Origin of the sequence: Pedobacter nanyangensis (assembly GCF_003313505.1) — a bacterium.
GTDB lineage: Bacteria > Bacteroidota > Bacteroidia > Sphingobacteriales > Sphingobacteriaceae > Pedobacter > Pedobacter nanyangensis.
This window is the reverse complement of record NZ_QMHO01000003.1, coordinates 89,158-106,472: the sequence shown is the minus strand read 5'-3', so window position 1 is coordinate 106,472 and position 17,315 is coordinate 89,158. Positions and strand designations below refer to the sequence as shown.

General features: G+C 40.9%; 13 protein-coding genes. 5 read left to right on the top strand and 8 right to left on the bottom strand.

The window, feature by feature from the left end:
• The first annotated feature begins 6 nt into the window (after positions 1-6).
• Positions 7-2,460, top strand: coding sequence for an outer membrane beta-barrel protein (locus tag DUT71_RS06460; RefSeq protein ID WP_113661724.1), 2,454 nt, complete (start codon positions 7-9; stop codon positions 2,458-2,460).
• A gap of 81 nt (positions 2,461-2,541) precedes the next feature.
• Positions 2,542-5,391 carry a S8/S53 family peptidase gene (locus tag DUT71_RS20570; protein ID WP_113661723.1) on the top strand — a complete coding sequence of 950 codons (2,850 nt, stop codon included), beginning with the start codon at positions 2,542-2,544 and terminating at the stop codon, positions 5,389-5,391.
• Positions 5,392-5,669: 278 nt separating this feature from the next.
• Here the strand turns inward: DUT71_RS20570 and DUT71_RS06450 are convergent, their stop codons facing one another.
• Entirely contained in the window at positions 5,670-6,245 is a 576-nt protein-coding gene (locus tag DUT71_RS06450) for a thymidine kinase (protein WP_113662125.1), read from the bottom strand.
• A gap of 94 nt (positions 6,246-6,339) precedes the next feature.
• Between DUT71_RS06450 and DUT71_RS06445 the strand changes: the two genes are divergently transcribed.
• A complete protein-coding gene (locus DUT71_RS06445; protein ID WP_162795957.1) occupies positions 6,340-7,494 on the top strand; it encodes a hypothetical protein in 1,155 nt (384 codons plus the stop codon).
• 92 nt (positions 7,495-7,586) lie between these two features.
• Here DUT71_RS06445 and rodA read toward each other — a convergent pair whose 3' ends face one another.
• From rodA to purN, 7 genes are all read right to left on the bottom strand, one after another.
• The gene (gene rodA / locus DUT71_RS06440; protein ID WP_113661721.1) at positions 7,587-8,849 is read right to left on the bottom strand and encodes a rod shape-determining protein RodA; all 1,263 of its coding nucleotides are present in this window, start codon (positions 8,847-8,849) and stop codon (positions 7,587-7,589) included.
• Complete coding sequence (mrdA, locus tag DUT71_RS06435; protein WP_113661720.1) at positions 8,833-10,809, bottom strand: penicillin-binding protein 2; 1,977 nt, start codon at positions 10,807-10,809, stop codon at positions 8,833-8,835. The genes rodA and mrdA overlap by 17 nt, the downstream gene beginning before the upstream one ends.
• Positions 10,810-11,325 carry a rod shape-determining protein MreD gene (locus DUT71_RS06430; RefSeq protein ID WP_113661719.1) on the bottom strand — a complete coding sequence of 172 codons (516 nt, stop codon included), beginning with the start codon at positions 11,323-11,325 and terminating at the stop codon, positions 10,810-10,812.
• The gene (gene mreC, locus DUT71_RS06425; RefSeq protein WP_113661718.1) at positions 11,315-12,154 is read right to left on the bottom strand and encodes a rod shape-determining protein MreC; all 840 of its coding nucleotides are present in this window, start codon (positions 12,152-12,154) and stop codon (positions 11,315-11,317) included. Before mreC ends, DUT71_RS06430 begins: the two co-directional genes overlap by 11 nt.
• Before the next feature lie 77 nt (positions 12,155-12,231).
• The gene (locus DUT71_RS06420) at positions 12,232-13,254 is read right to left on the bottom strand and encodes a rod shape-determining protein (RefSeq protein WP_055132282.1); all 1,023 of its coding nucleotides are present in this window, start codon (positions 13,252-13,254) and stop codon (positions 12,232-12,234) included.
• A gap of 523 nt (positions 13,255-13,777) precedes the next feature.
• Positions 13,778-15,304, bottom strand: coding sequence for a bifunctional phosphoribosylaminoimidazolecarboxamide formyltransferase/IMP cyclohydrolase (gene purH / locus DUT71_RS06415; protein WP_113661717.1), 1,527 nt, complete (start codon positions 15,302-15,304; stop codon positions 13,778-13,780).
• 147 nt (positions 15,305-15,451) lie between these two features.
• Positions 15,452-16,030, bottom strand: coding sequence for a phosphoribosylglycinamide formyltransferase (gene purN / locus DUT71_RS06410; RefSeq protein WP_113662124.1), 579 nt, complete (start codon positions 16,028-16,030; stop codon positions 15,452-15,454).
• A 234-nt stretch (positions 16,031-16,264) separates the two neighbouring features.
• On the opposite strand from purN, the gene rpsT reads away from it, so the two are divergent.
• A complete protein-coding gene (rpsT, locus tag DUT71_RS06405; RefSeq protein WP_113638735.1) occupies positions 16,265-16,519 on the top strand; it encodes a 30S ribosomal protein S20 in 255 nt (84 codons plus the stop codon).
• A 76-nt stretch (positions 16,520-16,595) separates the two neighbouring features.
• Positions 16,596-17,294, top strand: coding sequence for a RadC family protein (gene radC, locus DUT71_RS06400; protein WP_113662123.1), 699 nt, complete (start codon positions 16,596-16,598; stop codon positions 17,292-17,294).
• Positions 17,295-17,315: the final 21 nt, after the last annotated feature.

Below are 17,315 nucleotides of genomic sequence, written 5' to 3'. Positions count from 1 at the left end.
CCTTTAATGAAACTTAAACTTAAGGCTATTTTAACCACTGGGCTTTTTATTGCCTCAATTTTCGCCCATGCGCAGCAAAATACAACTGTAATTAATGGGAAAATAACTGATAGTAGCTTAAAACCTCTCGATTTGGCAACCGTGGCCCTATTTACCGTCAAAGATAGCATACTCGTGAAAACCTCATTTACCGAAGCAGATGGCAAATTTACCTTCGATAAAGTTGTAGCTGGTAGCTATCAGGTTAGGGTGATCCTGGTGGGCTATGCTAACTTTAAAAGCCAACCAATTGTTGTAGATGGTAGCCGTAATTTGATTGACCTTGGGGAGCTTAAGCTAACGGCAATTACCAAAACTTTAAAGGAAGTTAATGTGGTGGCAAAAAAGCCATTTGTAGAGCAAAAGATAGACAGAACAGTAGTGAACGTAGATGCGTTAATTTCCAATGCTGGAACATCAGCCCTTGATGTTTTGGAAAAAGCGCCAGGGGTAAGTGTTGATCAAAATGGAAGCATTAGCCTTAAGGGAAAACCAGGGGTGGTGATATTTATTGATGATAAACCCAGTTTCCTTTCCGGAGAGGAGCTGGAAAATTACCTGCGTTCCTTGCCATCTTCCATGGTTGATCAGATAGAACTGATGACCAATCCGCCCGCAAAATATGATGCCGCCGGAAATGCAGGCGTTATCAATATCAAAACCAAAAAGGACAGAGCTGTTGGTTTTAATGGTGCAGTAAATTTAAGCTTAACAAGGGGTAAGAAAACACGTTCAAATGATAGTTTTAATTTCAACTATCGAAAAAACAAGCTGAACATTTTTGGGAATTTCGGATACAACCTCAATAACAGTTTTACCGATTTGGACCTGAACAGGAGATACCAAAAACCTGATGGTAGTACCGATTATTTCTTTAATCAAAATTCCTACTTTCAGCGGCACGCCAATACTTTTACCGGCCAAACAGGCGTAGATTTTTACCAATCTGACAACACTACTTGGGGTGTTTTGCTGCGGGGCAATATCCGCAATGCGGAAAATGTAAACGACAATACCAGCAATTTGTTTAACCCATCCATGGTTAAAGATTCGAGCATTGTGGCCAAAAACATGGATGATATCTCTTTTAAAAACGGAGGGATAAATGCCAATTACCGCCATAAATTTGGGAAAACAGGCAAAGAAATTACCGCCGACGCCGATTACATCAACTACAACACCCGCACCTACCAGCGCTATTTTAACGATACCTATTTGGGGAATGGAACTTTAAAAGCACAGGATTTATTGGAAGGGAATTTACCAGCAAAAATAAATATCTATAGCCTCAAATCAGATTATTCGCAACCATTGATGAAAACTTGGAAAATGGATGCCGGGGCAAAAACAAGTTACATCAAAACCAATAATATTGCCAGCTATTTTTACACCGCAAACAATGTTACAAGCCCTGATTATGATAAGAGCAACCATTTTGTTTATAGCGAAAACATCAGCGCCGCCTATCTTAATTTGAGCAAAGAAGGCAAACGTTTTTCTTTGCAAGCTGGTTTAAGGATTGAAAATACCATCTCCAAAGGGCATCAGCTAGGTAATTTGATGAAAGCAGATTCAAGTTTCAAAAGAAGCTATACCAATGTATTTCCAACTTTGTACTTTACCTATAAGCTTGATACCACTAATACGCACCAACTTGGCCTAAATTATGGCAGAAGGATAGACAGGCCAGTTTACCAAGACTTAAATCCGTTTTATTCGCCTTTGGATAAATTCACTTATTATGTGGGCAATCCATATTTGAGACCATCATTTACGCAAACCATCGAACTTTCGCATACCTATAAAAATAGGGTAACTACCACACTTGGCTATAACCACAGTAAGGACCAGGTAAACGAAACCATTGAAATTGTTGACGGCACGTATTACAGCAGGCCGGCTAATATTGGCAAGCAGGAAGTTTATAATGCATCCATTAACGCTAATCTTGACATAACCAAATGGCTGGGTCTAAATTGGTTTGGCCAATACACCTATATTCATTCGAAAAGCGATTTTTATACCGGGGTTTTAAATACTAAGGGGGGCTTTTTCTCAAGTAACGGGAACCTGCAACTGAAGTTTCATAAAAGCTGGAGTGGAGAAATAAATTACAGATATCAAACCAAGTTGAGAAACGTACAGTTTGAAATAGGTAAGGTTTATGACATTGGTTTGGCCCTGCAAAAGAAATTGAGCACTGCCAGTACCTTAAGGTTAAGCGCCACGGATGTTTTTCAAACCAGGGCTATTAATGGAGTTATCAATAATCTTAATCTAACGGAAGCCAACTGGCGGAACAGGGGCGATTTTACCACCGTGGTACTGAGCTATAGTTACCGGTTTGGGAAAGCCATTAGTAATTTGCGCAGGCACAATGCCGATGGTGCACAAAGTGAGCAAAACAGGGTGCGTAATTAGGTGCCGGCCAAACACAGATCGTTTGTTTTTCTTGCCTTGGCACTTAATTATCAATATCTTCGTTTAAATTTCGCCCCTAGGATGAAGAAGAATTACCTGTTCGTTTTGGTGCTGGTTATCCTGTTAGCTTTTAAGCAGGATAACGGCCGGTTTTCTTTCCATAAAACAAAGTTTAAACTGCCTACGGGAGTTACAGAAAAAGATTACCTGCCCAATACCTTGGTCATTAAATTTAAGGCAGGTGCTAAACGCAATGCCACAACGCAAAGCGCCGAAAAGCAGCTGAGTGCCCAGGGTGTTTCATTGGCCGTGTTTGAACCAATATTCAGCGAAAGCTCAAATGTTGAACAAGGCTCAATAAGCAACGAAACAGACTTTCGTGCCGAAAGCTATTATCGGGCAAAATACACTGGAACCGCTAATATCGAAAGTGTCATTAATACTTTGTTGCAAGACCAAAATATTGCTTATGTGGAACCTAGTTACATCCATACCACATGGTATGCCCCTAATGATGCTTCTTATGGAACACAATTTTATTTACCACAAGTAAAGGCTCCACAAGCGTGGGATGTGTTAAAAAGCTCTTCAAACGTAGTTATTGGGATTGTTGATTCTGGTTCTGAAGTGACGCATCCAGATTTAGCTGGAAATATCTATTTAAATACAGCAGACCCCATCAATGGAATAGATGATGATGGCGATGGCTACGTTGACAATTATTACGGCTGGGATTTATGCGGACAATCAGCAAGTACCATGATCCCCGATAATGATCCCAATGTTAAAAGTGCCGCCGCCGACCACGGCGTGCATGTTAGTGGGATTGCTTCGGCGGTATCAGATAACGGGATAGGAGTGGCAAGTATCGCTTACAATGCAAAACTTTTAATTGTAAAAGCAGGAGCTGATGATAACCCAACTTCAATTTACAAAGGTTATGAAGGCATCAAATACGCTGCCGATAAAGGTGCACAGATTATCAATTGCTCATGGGGAGGTGTAGGCGGAGGCCAATTTGGACAGGAGATAATCGATTATGCCATTAGCAAAGGTTGTTTGGTTATTGCAGCTGCGGGAAATTCAGGGAATGATATCCCTATTTATCCCGCCGCCTTTGATGGCGTACTCGCCGTAGCAAACCTCGACCCAAATGATGTGAAAAGTGCTAACTCTAATTACGGAACGTATGTGGATATTTCGGCGCCTGGAGCGGGGATCTATAACACCATTTACGGAAATTCCTATGGCTATAAATCGGGAACTTCCATGGCGGCACCTTTGGTAGCTGGTGCAGCGGCCTTGCTAAAGGCAAAATACCCTGCTTATTCGGGGTTGCAGATCGGAGAACTGTTACGCACCACCGCTGATCCTATAGATGCTAAAAATCCAAATTATGCCAATTTATTGGGAAAAGGCAGGCTAAATGTTTATCGGGCCTTAACCGAGAATGGGGCATCGGTTCGTTATCAACAGCTAACCATTAGCGACCAAAGTTTGGGCAACCGGGCGCCCGGAACGGAAATTACCCTACAATTTGCGCTTAAAAACTTTTTGGGACCTATCAACGGGCTAACCGTAACGCTTGCCACCAGCAGTCCTTTCGTGCAGGTGGTAAATCCATCTTTAAATGTTGGCAATTTGAATAGCCTTGAAACCAAAACAGGCCTAACGCCCATTAAAGTGAAAGTGTTAGCTAATGCTCCAGAAAATCAAAAAGTTGTTTTTACGCTTAATTATGCAGGAAATGCTGGTGCATATACTGATGTAGAAAGCTTTGAAACCATTGTCGCACTCGATTATCTTAACATAGCAGTTAATCAAATTAATACTACGCTTACTTCAAATGGCCGGGTTGGCTACAGTAAGGCCAATGCCACCGCAGGACTGGGCTTTATCTATAAAAACGAAAATTTGCTTTATGAAGTAGCCTTGCTCATCGCCAAATCGGAAACACAGGTGATGAACAATGCCCGCACAGACACCTATTACAGTGAAGATTTTAGGAAGCAGCAAACCGCATCGGTAGTGGCCAACAGTACCGCACCATTTGAAGGCGCCAGTATTTTTACTGATGGGGGAGCGGCAAATCCCATTGGATTGAAAGTGCTTTCCCGGGTTTGGGCATTCAATACCATTACCGATGATAAATATGTGCTGGTAGAGTATGAAATTGTGAACACCAGTAATGCTGACCTGGAAAACATTTATACAGGTTTGTTTACCGATTGGGATTTGGACGAATCATCTGCCAATGCTACCGAATATGATGTGCCAAACAAAACTGCTTACGTTTATGCCAAGAAAAATGCTGCCTATCCTTATGCCGGCATACGGTTGTTGAGCCATTCGGCAGCACCTGCTTATTATCCACTGTCCTATCAATTGCCGAATAGTTTTCTTTCGGATAATGTATTTAACACTTCAGAGAAATACAAAACCCTAACTTCTGGCATACAGGCCGTAGGTTTAGGGCATAACACAGCTAATGGTTATGATGTGATGTTTACCCTGGGGAGTGGGCCTTATAAAATTCCTAAAAATCAGTCGATAACACTGGCCTATGCCTTTTTAGCAGGCGATAATAAAGGCGAATTGACGACTGTTGGCGATGCGGCGCAAGTTAAATATACGGAAGTGAGCAAGAGGCCAATTAGGGTAGTTCCTACCGAATATGCTTTAGGACAGAATTATCCTAACGAAGGTAAAACGTTTACCTATATTCCGGTAAACCTGCCTGAAAAAACGAAAATTGATTTGACCATTTACGATATAATGGGCCGAAAAATAAGAAAGGTGACCGAAGGAACCGTTGAAGCAGGTAGCTATCAGTTTTATGTTGATTTGAGCACTTTTGCCAGTGGGATTTATACCTATAAACTAAACACGCCCAATTATAAGCAAGCCAAAAAAATGATTGTAGCGAAATAGCAATTAACCTAAGTTGGGGATAAGCGTTTTGTGATTTTTCATTATATCCAGCTCCAGCATAGCCTCTTTGTTATACACGCTCACGTGCCTATGCGGTTGTATTTTTTACCAGCAAAAGTTTCTAAAATAAGCCAGATAGGTGCATCGTAAACTCAATGGTGTTACAAATACCCTAAGGCAGTAAGCCTTGGATTTTTATTTATTTGTTTCTGAGGTTTCAAAGGATTTTCTTAACCCGAACTCAGCGAGTTAAGGAATAATCCAAAAAGAAGTAGCTGTTATCCCAAAGTATTAAAGCAGGCTCTGCAACGAGGCTCGTAGCTATCTTTCTCGCCCAAAAGCACCCGGGCTTCGCTTGCTGCGGTGCGGTAAGAATAAACTGCCGGACTACCACACTGCATACATACCGCATTTACTTTGGTAACGTGTTCAGCAATGGCCATTAAGGCTGGCATTGGGCCAAAAGGTTTGCCTAAAAAATCCATGTCCAAACCAGCAATAACCACCCTAATACCTTTTTTGGCCAATGTATTACAAACTTCTGGAAGCTCGTCGTCAAAAAACTGCGCCTCATCAATACCCACTACTTGGGTGTTGGTTCCCAATAATAAAATGGCCGATGAACTGTCTACAGGTGTAGATTGTATGGAGTTTAAATCGTGTGATACCACTGCGGTATCATCATAACGGGTGTCGGTTTTTGGTTTGAAAATCTCAACGTTCAATTTAGCGATCTGCGCCCTTTTTAATCTTCTGATCAACTCTTCCGTTTTACCAGAAAACATGGAACCGCAAATTACTTCAATACTTCCACTAAATTCTCCCCGTCTAAAATTTTGCTCACTAAATAACATTGTAAAGGTATTTTTAGCCAAATATAAAAGATTTTTATAGTATTTTTGGTTATCAGTTACTAACATAAAACGCCAAAACTTTCGTTACAAGATTATGATGAAACAAGAAGCTCTTTTCAGGAAATTAGGGAATATACTTCACGAATTGAACGACCAATATCAGTTTTTGTCTCAAAACCCTGAGCAATTGAGCGAGCTGGAGCTGGAACTTTTTTTAGCAAATGCGAACTTCTTGGCAGACCATATCCAGATCATTAGAAAACTTAACCTTCCTTTTCAGGCTCCTTTAGCGATACAAGCGCCAGAAATACCTGAAAACTCCGTGATAGATGATGAGATTGTTGATGAACTGAAGGACGTACAACAAGTTGAAGCCATTACTTTTGCTAACGCCGAAGAAAAATTGGAAGCCATATTTCCGGAAAATCAAATACAGGAACAACCTCAAATCGTTAGCGAAGAACAGGTAGAAGACGAACAAAACCAGGGAGTAGAAGAAATAGAAATGCCTCACATTGTGGAGGAAAAGATTGAAGAAGTGGCTCCATTGGTAGAGCACGAAAAAGAGTTATTTAGGTTAGAAGAGGAGCCAACCAAAACTTTTGAGTTTATCTTAAACAGCGAAAGCTACACCGAAGAAGATAAATTTGATTTTGAGGAAAAAACTGCCGATCAGTTATTCGACAGGCCATTGAGCAAGGAAGAAGAACTGATTTTGGAGCAAAAAAAGAAGGTGAAGCAAAATCTTATCCGTAACCCTGAGGATTTAGAGGAAGATGAAATTGGCCCCGAACCATTTTTGGTACATCAAGAGGAACAACTGCAAATTCCTAAAATAGTTGCTGAACCTGTCGATAAAGAAGTGCCGCCAACAACAGAAACCGTTGGCAAAGTAACCATTGAGGCCACCAAGATAGCGGTAGAAGTTGAGGCCACCTATAAACCTACGTTAAATGACATTTTAGCCGGAAAAAATACCAGTACAAGGTTAAATGAAACTTCTGGTAACAATATCACGGACCTCAAGGCGGCCATTAACCTAAACGATAAGCTTTTATATATTAAAGATCTTTTCAATGGGTACAATTTGGCTTACGCCGAGGCCATAGATATTGCCAACAAAATGCCAAATTTTGATGCCGCTGATAATTTCTTCCAAAAGAACTATGCGGTAAAAAACAATTGGGCCGATAAACAAGCCACCGTAGACAAGTTCTATCTGTTGTTGAATAGAAGGTTTAAAGACTAAGTTTGGATAAATGAACAAGGAATAAGGAACAAGGAACAAGGACTTCTTTTAAAACGTATATCTTTATTCTTTGTTCCTTATTCTTTGCTCCATCAAATAAATCCCATCCTGTTCGAATCCAGTTTCAGGAAAATGAAAAGCAATATCGTAAAACTCCATAGCGAAGAGCCACCGTAGCTGATAAAAGGTAAGGGGATACCAATTACGGGCATAATACCGATGGTCATCCCGATATTGATAAAGACGTGGAAAAATAAGATGCAGGCAATGCTGTAGCCATACACCCGCGAAAAAACGGAGCGTTGTCGTTCGGCCATATTCACAATTCGCAGCAGCAGGAACATATAAAGGCCAATCACTACAAAACAGCCTACAAAGCCCCATTCTTCACCTATGGTCGAAAAAATAAAGTCGGTACTTTGGGCAGGCACATAGCCATATTTGGTTTGAGTACCTTCTAAATACCCTCGGCCGGTAAGCTGTCCGGCACCAATGGCTATTTTAGATTGGATTACATTATAGCCAGCCCCTCGGTTATCGCTGGTTAGTCCCAAAATCAATTCAATACGTGTACGCTGATGCGGTTTTAAGACATTCTCGAACAGGTATTTGGCTACAAATAAGTAGCAAATGGCAATCAGGGTAATGATCCCGATATTAATTACTTTCTGCAACCTTTTCCTTGCATTGTAGGCAAACAATCCACCGATAATCAAAATACAGCAGATAAGTAGCGAAGGGGAAACAAATAAGTTGAGGATAAATAGTAACACCGCTCCCCAAAAAATGATGAGCAAGCTGCCCGGTAAACCTTCTCTATAAAGCGGGAACATGAACGAAAGAAACACTAACATAGACCCTGCATCGGGTTGTAGCATAATTAATACCATAGGCAATACAATAATTGCCGCACAAATTAAAATAGGTTTTAACGAATTTAGCTTTACGTTAAAGGAGCTGATATATCTGGCCAATAGCAGGGCAGTGCCAAACTTGGCAAATTCCGACGGTTGTAACCTGAAGGAGCCAATGGGAATCCAGGCTTGGTTACCGCCAACATTTCTGCCAACCACCAACACCGCTAGCAGCAAAAGAATGGTTACACCATAAACTATTGGAGCAAAAACACTGAAAAACTTGGAGTCGAACAACAAAATGGACAGGCCCAAAACCAAGGCAGAAATGATGAAGATCAATTGCTTGCCGTATTCCGCAGAGAAACTGAATGCCTCTGATTTATCTGGATCGTATTGAACCGAAAAAATATTGACAAAACCAATAGCACACAGGGCCATATAAATTAATATGGTGATCCAATCAACATTAAAGAAAAACCTGCTATTCTGTTGTTGCATTGTTTTTGGGTGCTATAGCTACTTTGTTAAATTGGTTATTTGCGGTATTGCTTTTTAACGGAACTGTCTTTTTGGTGCTGTCTACCTTGCTGGTATCTGTTTTAATTTTCTGTTTAGGCAATTTGTCCTTTAAAACAGGAAGCAGGTTGGTGCTTTTATATTGGTCAATAGTAGCGCCGTTAATTCTTCTGCCTTTTAAACTATCCGTTAAATACTTCTCGGTAATAAAACTGGCTATTGGAGCAGCATAAGCACCACCATAACCACCATTTTCTACAATTACCGCAATGGCAATTTTAGGATTGTCGCGAGGGGCAAAACCAATAAATACCGAGTGGTTCTTACCGTGTACGTTTTGTACCGTTCCTGTTTTACCGCACATCAAAATATTGGGGATACGTGACTCTGTTGCGGTACCTATTGGGCTGTTCACCGCATCTTGCATTCCATCAATTACAGGTTCAAAATGTTTGGCATCAATGCCAACATAATGTTTTTCCTTATACTTAGGGTCAATATGTTTACCCTCGCCAATTCCCTTAACCAGGTGCGGTTTCACATAATATCCCCGGTTGGCAATAATGGCCATAATATTGGCCATTTGCAATGGGGTGGTGGTAATTTCACCTTGCCCAATACCTACTGATAAGATAGTGGTATAGCCCCAATATTTACTGTAACGTTTAGTATAATCTTCGGCGGTAAATAATTTGTAGGCACTTTCTCCAGGAAAATCAATTCCTAAAGTATCTCCAATACCAAATTTACGCACTTTCTCCTGCCACTCATCATAGGCTTTATGCTGATTTTTATAGCCTTTTTTCAGCATCATTTTGGCAAAAATGCTCCAAAAGTAAGTGTTACAAGAACGAGCAATACCTCTACGCAGGGCAATATTTCCATCAACGTGCTCGCATTTAAACCTTCTATTACCAGCAATATAGTAGCCCGGGCAGTTAAAAGTTGAGTTTTCATCTACCACACCATCTTGCAGCGCAATCAAGGCGTCTAGTGGCTTAAATGCCGAGCCAGGAGAGTACCTTCCTCTTAACGGACGGGAAAACAAAGGGCGGTAAGGGTTCGATAAAATCCTCATGTAATTGTTTCCCGTTTCAGGGCCAACCATCAAATTGGGGTCGTAACCAGGGCTGCTTACAAAGGCCAATATTTCGCCCGTAGCAGGTTCTATGGCCACAATACTTCCCACTTTGGTAGTTAAAAGCTGCTCGCCAAGTTTTTGTATCTCTACATCAATAGTGGTAGTGAGCTGTTCTCCGGCAACAGCTAGCGAGTCAAATTTTCCATCGGCGTAGCTTCCCTGGGCTACATTGTAGGCATTGTATAAAATCCTTTTTATGCCCTTTGAGCCCCGCAGTTCAACTTCATATTGTTTTTCTAAACCAGATTTTCCAATATAATCACCAGGCTTATAATAACCTTGGTATTTTTCTATCTCTCTTTGGTTGGCCTCTCTGATGTAGCCAAGCAGCTGCCCGCCTATGCTGTCGGGATAATAGCGGATAGTTCTTTTCTGTACATCAAAGCCCTTATAATTGGCCATACGCTCCTGCAACGTCGCATAGGTTTGCACCGAAAGCAGTTTTTGAAAAATAGAAGATTGATACCTTGATTGTACTATAGCTTTATGAAATTTCTTTCTGAAATCTTCCATGGTAATACCAATGATATTACACAAAGAAAGGGTGTCAAAAGGTTTTACCTCATTGGGGGTAACCATTAAATCGTAAGTGGGCTGGTTTTGCGCCAAAACTTTCCCATTTCGATCGGTAATCACACCGCGGGCCGGATAAATAAATTTTTTGCGAAGGGCATTGTTGTTGGCGTCCAGAAAATACTTGTCGCTCGCTACCTGTATATAAAAAAGTCTACCCAGCAAAATCAGTGCAATCAGCACAAATAAGCCCTGTACGATATATTTTCTATTAAACAGCTGATCCATTTAGGCCGATTTTCTGTTATGGAAGATAAACTCAACCAACAACACGGTAAACAAGGTAAATACCACGCTCAATAAAGTTCTTCCCAAAGTATAAGTTAGTGATGTAAATTTAAAAGCTTCTAGGAAAAACAGTACAACGTGGTGAGCAAAAATACACAATACCGCATATAAAGAAAACCACCTAAAGCCCATATTCCCCAGCGAAGGCTCAGGTTCGTCAATGGATTCTCGGTTTAAACTCACTGAAATGAAAAGAATCCTTACAAAGGCCAGGGCTACGCAGGCGCTGGTGTGTACGCCCAAAGTATCGTAAAACGAATCAAGCGTTAGGCCGGTAGCAAAAGCAACGATGTACAGTAGTAAATTTGGGATATGGAAAGGCAATACCAAAATGAACAGCACATAAATAAATGGGGTAGACAGGTTGTAAAAGGCCATGTTGCGCAACAGAAAAATCTGTATAAACAACAGCACCATCCATCTAAATATATTAACTAGTATAACTCTACTGTTCATTTTTAATTTCTGGCTGCAAAGATTTTACTTCCTCTGCAAATTTATCCTTAACCACGTAAACAAATTGTAACGTACTAAAATTATTAAATAGCGTTATTTCCAATGTCATAAAGCTATCACCCGTACTCACGTTGGTGTTGGTCACTCTGCCCACCTCAATTCCCCTAGGGAAACCCCCAGAACCTGAAGTGATAATGGTATCTCCAATCTTCACCTTGTAATGGTTGGGAATTTCTTTGACATAGGCTTTTCGATAATCGAAATTATTGTCGCCCCAAACCAAACTACCAAAAGCATTGTCTTTTTTGAGCACTACGCTGATTGCTGTTTCCTGATTGAGCAACGGACGGATAGTGGCAAAGTTTTCAGAGATATTTTGAACAAAGCCTACTACGCCCTTACCTGGAGAAATAACCGCCATATCCTTTGCAATACCATCTTTAGCGCCTTTGTTGATGGTAAGAATATTATTGGTTAGCGTTACGGAATTTTTAAATACTTTAGCCGCGATTAAGGTGTATTGTTGACGATAAATGGTGTCCTTTACTTTGGTGACCTGCGTACTGTCAATACTTGAGATAGCAAACAATTGCGTTTTTAAAGCCGCATTTTCCGCCGCCAAGCTATCGTTTACCTGCACCAGGTTCAAATAGCGCTTGATAACGTTTAGCCTTTTATAGGCCGTACCAACAATTTCATTGGTAGAGCCAAAGGTAACGCTGCGCTGATATACATTGTTCCTAATGGTTAGGATAATTCCAGCGGTAAAAAAGATAATAAAGAAGAAAAATGCGTTATATCTGCTAAGAAAAATCCAAAGGTTACGCATTTAGGTATTGAGTTATAAGTTATAGGTTGTAAGTTACAAGACGTAAAACTCTTATAACTTACAACCTATAACTTGATTTATTGCATTAAAAATTTAAAATTACCAATGTTTTTCAGCGCAATGCCAGTACCACGTACTACTGCACGCAACGGATCTTCGGCAACGTGTACAGGCAATTTGGTTTTGGCAGCTACACGCTTATCTAAACCGCGTAACAACGCACCACCACCGGTAAGGTAAATACCCGTCTGGTAAATATCGGCCGAAAGCTCGGGAGGGGTAATCTCCAGCGCCTTCAAAATCGCCTCTTCAATTTTCGAGATGGATTTGTCCAAACAGTGTGCAATTTCAGTGTACGAAACCGTAATCTGTTTAGGTACACCAGTCATCAAATCACGGCCTTGAACGGCAAAATCAGCAGGGGGGTCGCTCAATTCAGGCAATGCTGCACCTACCTCAATTTTAATTTTCTCGGCCGTACGGTCACCAATCATAATGTTATGCTGACGACGAATATAGTTCACAATATCCGAATCGAAGTTGTCTCCCGCCACACGGATAGACTGGTCGCAAACAATACCCGACAAGGCAATTACCGCAATTTCGGTAGTACCACCACCAATATCAATAATCATGTTGCCCATCGGCTCTTCCACATCGATACCGATACCCACAGCCGCCGCCATTGGTTCATGGATCAAGTAAACCTCTTTAGCTCCCGCAATCTCGGCACTATCTCTAACCGCACGTTTCTCCACCTCGGTAATGCCCGAAGGAATGCAGATCACCATTCTTAACGAAGGGAACATCCATCCTTTACCACCGTTCAGCATACGGATCATTCCTTTAATCATGGCCTCAGCAGCATTAAAATCTGCAATTACACCATCCTTCAAAGGCCTTACGGTTCTAATATTGTCGTGGGTTTTACCTTCCATCTGCATCGCCTGGCGGCCAATGGCGATAATTTTATTGGTTTGTCTGTCAAAAGCCACAATCGATGGCTCGTCAACTACTACTTTATCGTTATGTATAATAAGGGTATTCGCGGTGCCAAGGTCAATGGCAACTTCCTGCGTAAACCAATTAAATAATCCCATGTATGAGGTATGTTACTGTATGTATTAACAAATATGTCTAATATCCTAAATGTAAAATTAGGCAAAATATTATATTAAGTTTCTTTTTTCTGTTGAAAATCAAAACTTGTACTGCTTTTTAAAGGCAGTCCCGCTTTACGTTACAATATTTTGCAAAACCCTACAGGTTTAAAACCTGTAGGGTTTGTCCGCAAAAATATTTTCACTCCAATCGGGTTTAGTTAACCTTTGCCTTTGCTAAAGATCACGACCACAAATCGCCTTAAGATTGCTTCGTCGTACCTCCTCGCAATGACCGGAAGATTAAGCTCTCTCCGCCTGTCGGCATCTTTCCCAAAAGGGAGCGAAAAGCATTTATTTAAAGGCAGCTCGTCTTTGCTCCTTGTTCTTTGTTCCTTGTTCCTTGTTCCTTGTTCCTTGCTCCTTGTTCCTTGTTCCTTGTTCCTTGTTCTTTGTTCCTTGTTCCTTGTTCCTTGTTCCTTAATCCCAGACTAATTCCCAAATCCTAATCCCTAGCCACTAATTAGTGTTTAAAATGTCTCACACCGGTGGTTACCATAGCAATGCCCTTTTCATTGGCTTTCGCTACAGAATCAGCATCTTTAATAGAGCCTCCAGGCTGCAAAACTGCCACAATGCCAGCATCAGCGGCAATCTCCACACAATCAGGGAAAGGGAAAAAAGCATCAGAAGCCATTGCGGCGCCTTTAACGCTAAAGCCAAAAGAGGCAGCTTTTTCAATAGCCTGTCTCAAAGCATCAACCCTAGAAGTTTGCCCCACACCGCTAGCTATTAAAACATCATCCTTAACCAAAACAATGGTGTTCGATTTGGTGTGCTTCACAATTTTATTAGCGAAATATAAATCTTTTAACTCCTGTGCAGTTGGAGCTTTTTCAGTTACGGTAGTCATTTGCTCAGGACCTTCAATAATCAAATCTTTGTCTTGCTCAATTACACCGTTCAATAAGGTTTTGAATTGTTTTTTGTTCAGTTCTACGTAATTGCGTTTCAAAATCACGCGGTTTTTCTTAGTCTTAAACAAGTCAACGGCCGCTTGTTCGTAGCTAGGTGCAATCAATACCTCAAAAAATAAGTTGTTGATTTCCTCGGCGGTAGCCAAATCAATTTCCCTGTTGGCAATTAAAACCCCACCAAAAGCCGAAACAGGGTCACAAGCTAAGGCGTCAACCCAAGCCTGTTTAATATTGCTTCTCGAAGCCACGCCACAAGCATTAGTATGTTTCAGGATGGCAAAAGTAGGCTCCTCAAATTCATCAATTAAGCTCACTGCCGCATCAACGTCAACCAAGTTGTTGTAGCTTAGTTCTTTACCGTTAAGTTTGGTGAACATCTCATTCAGGTCGCCGTAAAAAACGCCAGCCTGATGCGGGTTTTCACCATAACGCAAAGTTTGTGCGCTAGCAATGCTTTGTTTAAATACACTTAAAGGCTCTTCGTTATTAAAATAGTTGAAAATCGCTGTGTCGTAATGCGAAGAGGTGTGGAAAGCCTTTTTAGCAAAAGATTTACGTTGTGCCAAGGTAGTAGCACCATCTTGCTCCTCTAACTGGGTTAACAAGGTGGCGTAATCATCTTTCGAGGCAATAATCACCACGTCGTTAAAGTTCTTAGCGGCCGCTCTAATTAAAGAAATGCCGCCAATATCAATCTTCTCAATAATTTCTTCATCGGTACCGCCATTTTTTACGGTTTCCTCAAAAGGATAAAGATCTACAATCACTAAATCAATTTCAGGAATTTCGTATTGTGAAATTTGTTCCTGGTCGCCTGCAAGGTTCCTGCGATTTAAAATGCCACCAAATACTTTTGGGTGCAAAGTTTTTACACGGCCGCCCAAAATAGAAGGGTATCCGGTTAAATCTTCAACGGCAGTTACTGGCAGTCCCAAATCTTTAATAAATTGTTCGGTTCCACCGGTAGAAAATAAGGTTACACCTTGTTTGCCTAGGTACTCCACTAATGGCGCTAAACCATCTTTGTAATAAACTGAAATTAAGGCATTTTTGATCTTTACTGATTGGCTCATTTTGAGGGTATTGTTTTGAGCCGCAAAGGTATGAAAACCATCATGATTTTACAACGCCATTAGGATAAATAAATAAAAAGGAAAGCTCGTAAGTTGGCAAGTCAGCAAGTGCCCAATTACGAACCGTTATCCATTAGCTATTGGTTCCTATTTTTTGATTTTCTTGATCAGTGTTTCTACAATACGAGGATAGTGGAGGTGTTCCAATTGCTGGCCTTTGAACTTGATCATCTCTATGTTGTCGTCCTTTTCAATACGATATTTGGCCTGATAAATAAATTCGCCCTCATCATAGTGCTCGTTTACGTAGTGGATGGTAATTCCACCTTCAGTTTCTTTGGCGTCCATTACTGCCTGGTGAACGCGATCTCCGTACATGCCTTTGCCGCCAAATTTTGGTAACAGTGCAGGGTGAATGTTGATGATCCTTCCGGGATATTCCTTCAGTAGGTTTTGGGGGATGAGCCATAAAAATCCAGCAAGCACAATCAAGTCAACCTCTAGGTTCTTCAGCAAGTCAACCACATCATCGGTATGGTAAAACTCGTTCCGGTCAAAAATGTGTGAGGGTATTTCAAAACTGTCAGCTCGTTGTAATACGTACGATTCAGGATTGTTGGTTAAAACAAGGGCAACTTCTGCCTCTGTACTACGTTTAAAATGCTCCATAATTTTTTGAGCATTTGATCCTGATCCTGAAGCAAAAATGGCGATACGTTTCTTCACTAAATTCAATGTTTTTTTCAAAAATAATACTTTGAGGCTTTTTGCACTAATTTTGTGCCAAAAAACTGCATTTAATCTCAAAACGGCCAAAGGCCGCAAAAGTTTAAAGCCCAATTGCTTCTTTTCGGAAATGGCAGGTGAAAATATTTTTTTAAAACCCTTTTGTATTTAAGAATAATACTTCTATATTTGCAGTCCGAAAATAAAAACAGAGAAGAAATAAAAGGCTAAACAATGGCAAATCATAAATCGGCATTAAAAAGAATTAGAGCAAACGCTGCAAAACGTTTACGTAACAGATATCAGGCTAAAACTACACGTACTTTTATCAAAAGATTGCGTGCTGCTGAAGATAAAAAAACAGGGTTAGAGTTACTTCCTAAAGTAATTTCAATGTTAGATCGTTTAGCTAAAAAGAACGTAATCCACAAAAACAAAGCTTCGAACAATAAAGCAAAATTGACCAAGTTTGTTAACAACTTGAAATAATCGCTTTTTTAAACGATATTAGAAACGGTATCATCGCAAGATGATGCCGTTTTTTTATGCCTATAATTTTTTATCTATGCATCACTATGAAAACAAACTGGGCATCAAAGCCTGGGCAGAGGCCGATAGGCCACGCGAAAAACTACTGCAGCAGGGCCGAAGACAGCTCACCAATGCCGAGCTGATTGCTATACTGATAGGCTCGGGCAGCCGAAACGAAACCGCAGTAGATTTGAGCAAGCGCATTTTGGTTTCCTGTCAAAATGACCTCGACAAACTTTCGCAATTGGGAGTAAAGGAGCTTTCCAGGTTTAAGGGCATTGGCGAAGCAAAAGCGATCAGTATAGTGGCGGCACTGGAACTGGGCAGAAGAAGACGTGGGGCGCAACCCGCTGAACTGCAAAAAATCAAATCTTCAAAGGATGCCCACCGGATCATCAAAGCTGATTTGGCCGATTTGCCCCACGAGGAATTTTGGATCCTGCTGCTCAATAGGGCAAATGTGCTCATGGGAAAACAGTTTTTAAGCCGAGGTGGACAGGCAGGCACCGTTGTTGATCCAAAGATGATTTTTAAAATGGCCTTGGAGTATAGTGCTGCATCGGTAGTGTTGGTGCACAACCATCCCTCTGGTAACCTAAAGCCAAGTAATTCCGATATTTCCATTACCAAAAATTTGATGGCCTTGGGCAAAATGATGGAAATAGTGGTTTATGACCATCTTATTGTGTATAATGATGATTTCATAAGCCTGGCCGATGAAGGATACCTTTAAAACGGTAGGGAATTGCATAAA

Coding starts and splice junctions, on each gene's coding strand:
- DUT71_RS06460 (WP_113661724.1), top strand. CDS start 7: ATGAAACTTAAACTTAAGGCTATTTTAACCACTGGGCTTTTTATTGCC.
- DUT71_RS20570 (WP_113661723.1), top strand. CDS start 2,542: ATGAAGAAGAATTACCTGTTCGTTTTGGTGCTGGTTATCCTGTTAGCT.
- DUT71_RS06450 (WP_113662125.1), bottom strand. CDS start 6,245: ATGTTATTTAGTGAGCAAAATTTTAGACGGGGAGAATTTAGTGGAAGT.
- DUT71_RS06445 (WP_162795957.1), top strand. CDS start 6,340: ATGATGAAACAAGAAGCTCTTTTCAGGAAATTAGGGAATATACTTCAC.
- rodA (WP_113661721.1), bottom strand. CDS start 8,849: ATGCAACAACAGAATAGCAGGTTTTTCTTTAATGTTGATTGGATCACC.
- mrdA (WP_113661720.1), bottom strand. CDS start 10,809: ATGGATCAGCTGTTTAATAGAAAATATATCGTACAGGGCTTATTTGTG.
- DUT71_RS06430 (WP_113661719.1), bottom strand. CDS start 11,325: ATGAACAGTAGAGTTATACTAGTTAATATATTTAGATGGATGGTGCTG.
- mreC (WP_113661718.1), bottom strand. CDS start 12,154: ATGCGTAACCTTTGGATTTTTCTTAGCAGATATAACGCATTTTTCTTC.
- DUT71_RS06420 (WP_055132282.1), bottom strand. CDS start 13,254: ATGGGATTATTTAATTGGTTTACGCAGGAAGTTGCCATTGACCTTGGC.
- purH (WP_113661717.1), bottom strand. CDS start 15,304: ATGAGCCAATCAGTAAAGATCAAAAATGCCTTAATTTCAGTTTATTAC.
- rpsT (WP_113638735.1), top strand. CDS start 16,265: ATGGCAAATCATAAATCGGCATTAAAAAGAATTAGAGCAAACGCTGCA.
- radC (WP_113662123.1), top strand. CDS start 16,596: ATGCATCACTATGAAAACAAACTGGGCATCAAAGCCTGGGCAGAGGCC.